This window comes from Actinocorallia lasiicapitis (assembly GCF_054778695.1).
Genome location: NZ_BAAGZI010000313.1, coordinates 1 through 7,079, shown reverse-complemented (window position 1 = coordinate 7,079; position 7,079 = coordinate 1). Strand labels below are relative to the sequence as shown.

At 70.4% G+C, this 7,079-nt stretch carries 6 protein-coding genes and 1 pseudogene; 3 read left to right on the top strand and 4 right to left on the bottom strand.

Annotated features, from left to right (window positions below; genetic code table 11):
* Nucleotides 1-242 (bottom strand): annotated as a pseudogene (locus ACYVE7_RS25925) (hypothetical protein); the annotation flags it as partial.
* A gap of 466 nt (nucleotides 243-708) precedes the next feature.
* Between ACYVE7_RS25925 and ACYVE7_RS25920 the strand changes: the two are divergent.
* Complete coding sequence (locus ACYVE7_RS25920; RefSeq protein ID WP_460368064.1) at nucleotides 709-2,187, top strand: DUF4407 domain-containing protein; 1,479 nt, start codon at nucleotides 709-711, stop codon at nucleotides 2,185-2,187.
* Between the two features lie 134 nt (nucleotides 2,188-2,321).
* On the opposite strand, the gene ACYVE7_RS25915 is transcribed toward ACYVE7_RS25920, so the two are convergent.
* Nucleotides 2,322-3,473: an acyl-CoA dehydrogenase family protein gene (locus ACYVE7_RS25915; RefSeq protein WP_460368063.1), complete on the bottom strand. Its 1,152-nt coding sequence runs from the start codon at nucleotides 3,471-3,473 to the stop codon at nucleotides 2,322-2,324.
* A 127-nt stretch (nucleotides 3,474-3,600) separates the two neighbouring features.
* Between ACYVE7_RS25915 and ACYVE7_RS25910 the strand changes: the two genes are divergently transcribed.
* Nucleotides 3,601-3,894, top strand: a complete 294-nt coding sequence (locus tag ACYVE7_RS25910; protein ID WP_460368061.1) for a PspC domain-containing protein — start codon at nucleotides 3,601-3,603, stop codon at nucleotides 3,892-3,894.
* Here the strand turns inward: ACYVE7_RS25910 and ACYVE7_RS25905 are convergent.
* Together ACYVE7_RS25905 and ACYVE7_RS25900 are read right to left on the bottom strand one after the other, a co-directional pair.
* Nucleotides 3,878-5,152, bottom strand: a complete 1,275-nt coding sequence (locus ACYVE7_RS25905; RefSeq protein WP_460368060.1) for an MFS transporter — start codon at nucleotides 5,150-5,152, stop codon at nucleotides 3,878-3,880. The genes ACYVE7_RS25910 and ACYVE7_RS25905 overlap by 17 nt on opposite strands.
* A 63-nt stretch (nucleotides 5,153-5,215) precedes the next feature.
* Nucleotides 5,216-5,557 (bottom strand): metallopeptidase family protein, encoded by a 342-nt coding sequence (locus tag ACYVE7_RS25900; RefSeq protein WP_460368058.1) that lies wholly within the window; start codon nucleotides 5,555-5,557, stop codon nucleotides 5,216-5,218.
* A gap of 9 nt (nucleotides 5,558-5,566) precedes the next feature.
* On the opposite strand from ACYVE7_RS25900, the gene ACYVE7_RS25895 reads away from it, so the two are divergent.
* On the top strand, nucleotides 5,567-7,079 hold a 1,513-nt coding region (locus ACYVE7_RS25895), incomplete at its 3' end, for a metallophosphoesterase family protein (protein ID WP_460368056.1).

The following is a 7,079-nucleotide window of genomic DNA, read 5'->3' as shown; positions in this document are numbered from 1 at the left end:
CCTCCCGACGGCCCGCTCCCCCCACCCGGCCCGCTCCCGGCCACGCCGTTCACCCAGGGCGCCCCCGCCCCGGCCTCAGCCGCCCCCTCCGACCCGAGCTCAGCGTTCCCCTTCGGCGCGGCCAACAGCACGCCGTCCGATCCGGGCTCGGCTACTCCCTTCGGCCACTCCAACGCCACACCGTCCGCCCAGAACGGCACGCCGCCCGCCCCGGGCTCGGCCTTTCCCTTCGGCGAGGCCAACGCCGCTCCGTCCGGCCCGGGCTCATCCGTTCCTTTCGACCAGGGTTATGCCACGCCGCCCGCCCAGAACGACGGCACACCGCCCGACCCGGGCTCAGCTCTTCCCCTCGGCCACGCCGCACCATCCGATCCGGGCGCCGCTGTTCCCTACGGCCAGGCCGACGCCACGCCGTTCGTCCAGAACGGAGCCACGCCGTCCGGACCGGGCTCGGCTCTTCCCTTCGACCAGGGCAACGGCGCCGCGTCCGGACCTGGCTCGGCCATTCCGTTCGGCCAGGGCAACGCCTCGCCGTCTGCCCGGGATGCCGGCTCGCCGTTCGGTCAGGGCGACGCCTTGCCGCCCGCACGGGGCGCGGGTTCCGTTGGGTCCGGCGGCGCGGGGGCGTCAGGTCCGGGTGTGGGTGGTCCGTCCGGGCCGAGGGGGGCCGGGGCGTCTGGCGGGGGTGGGCGGCCGGGGTGGGCGCGGGTGCGGCCGGGCAAGGCGCTGGTCTGGTTGTCGGGTGCGCAGGCGGACGTGCTGGAGCGGGCGCCTGGAGATCGGGCGAAATATCAGGGCATCGGTGGGGCTGTCGCGACGACGGCGACTTTGGCGGCCGTGTCGATGTTCTTCGCGCTGCGGATGGCCGTCGACGCGCCGTGGTGGGGTGCGCTGCCCGTCGCGGTGATCTGGTTCTTCGCGATCCTGAACCTGGACCGCTGGCTGGTCGTGTCGATCCAGCGGGGCCAGCGGGCGCTGCTGGTGGCGGTGCCGCGGCTGCTGATGGCGCTGCTGTTCGGGTTCATCATCTCGACGCCGCTCGTGCTGCAGATCTTCCAGCCCGAAGTCGAAGCCGAGATCAACAAGATCCGGCTGGAGCAGACCGAGTCGTTCCAGGGCACCCTGACCAACGGCGAGACCGGCAAGAAGATCAAGGATCTGGAGACGCGGGAGGCGGCGCTGCTCCGGACGATCGCGTCCGGCGGCTCCGTCGTCGACGTCGAGGCCGACCCGACGGTCGTCGCGCTCCGCGCCCAGCTCAAGGACTGGACGGCCCGCCGCGACAAGGCCCGCGCCCAGGTCGCCTGCGAGGAGACCGGCAACGCCTGCCCGCAGGGCACCAAGAAGTCCGGGCAGGGCCCGATCTACCGTCAGCGCCTCGCCGAGCAGCGGGACGCCCAGGGCCAGGTCGACCGGCTCCAGTCCCGCCTCGACGCCCGCCTCAAAGAGCTCTCCTCAGGCGCGAAGGCCAGCCGCGAACAGACCCTGACCGAAGCCAACGAATCGCTCCCTGGCGTGCAGTCCCAGCTCAAGACGCTCCGCAAGATCCAGGCTGACGAGCAGGGCGCGTTCGAATCGGCGAACGAGTCCAACACGGGGCTTCTGGTCCGGCTCAAGGCCCTCAGCCGCGCCTCCGAAGGCGACTTCACGCTCGCGATGTGGCGCATCCTGCTGTTCCTGCTCATCACGACGATCGAATGCCTCCCGATCTTCGTGAAGGTCCTGCAGCTCTACGCGCCGCGCACCACCTACGAGACCCTCGCCGAGGCCGACGCGCGCTCCCGGATCCAGCACGGCGAGCTGCGCGACCAGAGCACCGCCCTGGAACAGACCTCGCATCTCGCCCAGGCCGAGGCGCTCGCCTCCGCCCGCACCGACGCCGCCGGGCAGATCAGCCGGCTCACCGCGGACGCCGAGGTCAGAGTGGCCGCCGCGATCCTCGCCGCCTGGGAGGCGCGCGAGATCGCCAACATTCCGACGCATCTCGACGAGTATCTGACCTCGACGACCGGATACCCGCCGCCCGCGCCCGCACCCACTCCGGCGCCCTTTGAGGCACCGCCGTTCGAGGCGGCGCCGAACGGCGGGGCTGCCGCGCCCGCCGCTTTCGGGCTGCCGATCGGCGGGGTCACGCCGTATTACGCGCCCGCTTATGACGAGAACGCTCGGCGGGCTGATTTCAGCTGACGGCCCCGGCCGGGGGATACGGAGAGATCCGCATCGTGGGTGCGGGGCGGTGGGCCGCTTTTCGGGCGGCGCACCTGAGCGGCGGGGCGGGACGGGGGTGGCGGCGCGCTGACCGTCAAAGATCGGTTGTCTGGTCAGCGGTAGGCGGACAGGCCGGTGATCGCCTCGCCGAGCACCAGCGTGTGGATCTCCTCGGTTCCCTCATAGGTGAGAACCGATTCCAGGTTGTTCGCGTGCCTGATCACCGGGTATTCGAGGGTGATCCCGTTGGCGCCGAGGATCGTCCGGGCCTGGCGCGCCACGTCCAGCGCCGCCCGGACGTTGGCCAGCTTCCCGAACGAGATCTGCTGCGCGGTCACCTTCCCCGCCTCCTTGAGCCGCCCGACGTGCATCGCCGTCAGCCCGGCCTGCCCGAGCGCCACCTCCATCCACGCCAGCTTCTGCTGGGTGAGCTGGAATCCGCCGAGCGGCCGCCCGAACTGCTCCCGCGTCTTAGCATATGAGACGGCCGTCTCATAGCAGGTCCGTCCCGCGCCGATCGCCCCGAAGATGATCCCGAACCGCGCCTCCGACAGACAGCCCAGCGGCGCCCGCAGCCCGCGAGCCTCGGGCAGCAGCGCGTCCCCCGGCAGCCGCACCCCGTCGAAGACCAGCTCCGAGGTCACCGACGCCCGCAGCGACATCTTCCGCTCGATGTCCCGCGCCTCGAACCCGGCGGTCCCGGCCGGCACGAGGAACCCGTTGATCCCGTCCTCGGTCCGCGCCCACACCACGGCGACGTCCGCCACCGACCCGTTGGTGATCCACATCTTCGCGCCGTCGAGCACCCAGCCGTCCCCGTCGCGGCGGGCCCGTGTCTTCATCGCCCCCGGATCCGACCCGTGGTCGGGCTCGGTCAGCCCGAAGCAGCCCAGCAGTTCGCCCGCCGCCATCCCGGGCAGCCACCGCTGCTTCTGCTCCTCCGACCCATATTTGTGGATCGCCGTCATCGCCAGCGACCCCTGCACCGACATGAACGACCGCAGCCCCGAGTCGGCCGCCTCCAGTTCACGGCAGGCCACCCCATAGGCGACGGCCCCCAGACCGGCGCACCCGTATCCGTCCAGGTGCATCCCGAAAAGCCCGAGCTTCCCCATCTGCCCCGCGAGCTCCCGGACGGGCAGCCGCCCGCCCTCGAACCAGTCCGCGACATACGGGTCGATCGCCTCCCGCCGGAAGGCCCGCACCGTGTCCCTGATCATCCGCTCTTCGTCGGTGAGCAGCTCGTCGATCTCCAGGACGTCCATCGTGCGCCTCCGTAAGCGTCGGTTCACGGGCCAGGGTACGGAACGCCCTCTGTTCAGGGTCGGCTCAGGGGTCCTTTCAGGGCTCTTCCCGATGCGGCGAACCCCCCGAAACGGGCACTCTTAAGCCATGACCAACACACTGCACCGCAACACCGACAGCAAGATGATCGCCGGAATCTGCGCGACGATCTCCGACCGCACCGGCTTCGACCTGAACGTCACCCGGCTGACCGTCGCCGGCGCCTCCGTCATCGGCACCGTGATCGGGATCGGGGTCGCGATCCCCGTCCTCTACGTGCTGGCCTGGCTGCTGATCCCGGCCGTCGGCGAGGACCAGTCGATCGCTCAGCGCTGGTTCGGCAAGCCCGAGGTCAAGGACGCGATGGCCAAGGCGCAGGACGTGCTCAACAAGAAGCTGTGACCTTGACTTCGGCGGGCGGCGCGAACATCTCGTTCAGCACCTCCCCGCGGACCTGCGTCCACACCATGGTGAGCATGGTCGCGACCGACAGCCCCGCCGCCCCGGCGAGCGCGACCACGGCCTCCGGGCCGATCACCTGGGCGAGCGCGCCGCCGGCCAGGATGCCGAGCCCCTGGCCGGCCAGGATGCCCGACTGGGCGAGGCCGAACGCCTGGCCCCGCCCCTCCGGCGGGACGGCCGCGACGAACGCCGCGTTCGCCGCCAACTGATAGGCGCCCCCCGCCCCGGCCAGTGCCCAGAGCCCGACGACCACCCACAATCCGGGCTTCAGCCCGCAGCCGATGAGCGGCGCGCACGCCAGCATCGACATCCACCCCATCGACCGGATCCGCCCCGACGGCCGGACGAACCGCGTGAAGATGAACGAACCGACCACCATCCCGGTCGGCATCGCCGCCATCAACACCCCGACATAAAGGGCGTCCTTCCCGAACGTCGCGGCATAGGGCGCCGCCAGCCCCTCGGGGATCACATAGAACGCGCACAGCCAGGCGAAACTGATCAGGCTCCGCAGCGTCGGGTCGCCGAACACCAGCCGCGCGCCCGCCCGCGTGTTCCGCCACATCCCCGGCCGCTGCCGCCCCTCCCGGGCCGCCTTCCGCTTCCGGACCCCCACCGCCAGGATCACCGCGCTGACCACGAAGGTCACCGAATCGGCGGCCAGCGCCTGCCGCGGCGACAGCGCCACCACGAGCGCCCCGCCCGCCACGAACCCCAGCATCTGGCTGGCCTGGTGGGTGATGTTGTTGATCGCCGCCCCGACGACATAGCGGTCGCCTTCCAGAATGTCGGGCAGCAGCGCCGCGCGCGCGGCCGAGAACGGCGCGCCGAGCAGCGTCGTCAGGAAGACGAGCGCGCAGAGCATCGGGAACGGCGCGCCGTCCCACGCCATGACGGCCACGAGCACCGCCCGCAACAGATCGCAGACGATCATCAGCCTGCGCCGCGGCAGGATGTCCGCCAGCCCCGCCAGCACCGGGCCACCGACGATCGGCGGCAGATATGTCAACGCATACGTCACCGCGGTGAGCAGTGCGCTTTCGGTTCGGTGGTAGACGAGCACCGCCAGCGCGACTTGCGCAAGCTGGTCGCCGAGCGAGCTGAGGGTCTGGGCGAGCCACAGATGACGGAACTCGGCGACACCGAAGACTTCTCGGTACGTCGCCTGCTCCTCAGCCGGCCTCCGATGCCTGCCCACGCCCCCATCAAATCACGTAGCGTGGCGATCAAGTGACCGAATGTGCCGAATTTCCGGGGAGACTTACCACCCGAGCGCGTGCAGCCTGTCGTCATCGATCCCGAAGTGGTGCGCGATCTCATGGACGACCGTGATCGCGATCTCCTCCCTGAGTTCTTCCTCACTCTCACAGATCGCCAGGTGCTCATCCCGGTAGATCTCGATCCGGTCGGGCAGGACTGCTGAGTACCAGTCTCCGCGTTCAGTAAGGGGAACACCGGTGTAAAGCCCCAGCAGTCCCTCCTCAGGAGACCGATCCACCACCACGATCACGACGTTCTTCATCATCGCCGTCAACCCCGCCGGGATCGTGTCCAGCGCCTCCGCGACCAGCCCCTCGAACTCACCATCCGAAATCTCGACCATGGACCGATTGTGCCCTTCTCCCGACCCTTCCACCGCCGCCCCACCCCCGCCGAGCGACCTTCGGGACGTTCCGCAAGATTCCGCCGCGCCGTCAGGGCGAAACTGTCGGCCCCGCGCGCCAGGCGGGCGGGACGCTGGGGAACGGTCGTGCTGCTGGGCGTCGCCGGCGCCCTGGCCGGCCTGCTGATCGGCGGCCAGGTCCAGACCCCGGTCGGCCCGGCGAACGTCTCCCTCTCGGCGACCCTCTCCCTGCAAGGCGGCACGATCGTCGACGTCCCCCCGCTGGGCACGCTCCAACTCCACTCCCACAACGGGCCGCTCCGGCTGGAAGCCCAGATCGTCCAGCTCCGCCCGGAAGCGTCACAGAACCTTCTGAACAATCCGGAAGCCGTCGACCACCTCACCGCGACGATCGGCAAGGAGGTCCGCCACGGCCTGCTCTGGCTGGCCGTCCGCGGCTCGTTGGCGGGCCTCGCCACCGCGTTCCTCCTCTCCTTGGCCACCCTGCGTAGCTGGCGTCGCGCCCTCGCCTCCACGGCCGTCGCCCTGACCACCCTCCTGACGATCACCGCGGTCGCCGCCCTCACCTTCCGCCCGTCCTCGGTGGCCGAACCCCGCTACACCGGCCTCCTCGCGAACGCCCCCCAGCTCGTCGGCGACGCCAGAACCGTCGTCAACCGCTTCGCCGAATACCGGGCGATGCTCGCCAAACTGGTCGGAAACGTCTCCCAGCTTTACGCGACGACGAGCACCCTCCCCGGCTACTCCCCCGACCCGGAGACCCTCCGCGTCCTGCACGTCAGCGACATCCATCTGAACCCCATCGCCTGGGACGCCATCCGCTCCATCTCCACCCAGTTCAAGGTCGACGTGATCGTCGACACTGGCGATCTGACCGACCACGGCTCCCGCCTGGAAGACCGTTTCGTCTCCCAGATCTCCACTTTCGCCCCGATCCCCTATGTCTGGATCCGCGGCAACCACGACAGCCCCACCACCCAGGAGGCCGTCGCGAAGAACAAGAACGCCGTGGTCCTGGACCGCGAAACGAAAACCGTGGACGGCCTCCGCATCTACGGCGCCGGCGACCCCCGCTTCACCCCCGACAAGTCCACCCGCGACGACGACGTGGCCGCCGCCGCCCTCTACCAGGACGCCGAATTCCAGGCCACCGCCCTCACCACCTCCGGCGCCCCCCACCCCGACCTGGCCCTCTTCCACGACCCCACCCAGGGCAGAGCCTTCGACGGCCTGACCCCTCTCATCCTCACCGGCCACACCCACGACCGGAAAACCGAGCTCCTCCCCCACGGCTCCCGCCTCTTCACCCAGGGCTCCACCGGCTCCGCCGGCCTCCGCGGCCTAGAACACGAAACCCCCACCCCCGCCCAACTGACCCTCCTCTACTTCTCCCGCTCCACCCACACCCTCCAGGCCTGGGACGACTTCACCCTCGGCGGCCTAGGCGAATCCTCCGTCCAAGTGGCCCGCCACCAATCCCCACCCCCCTCCCTAGCCCCCC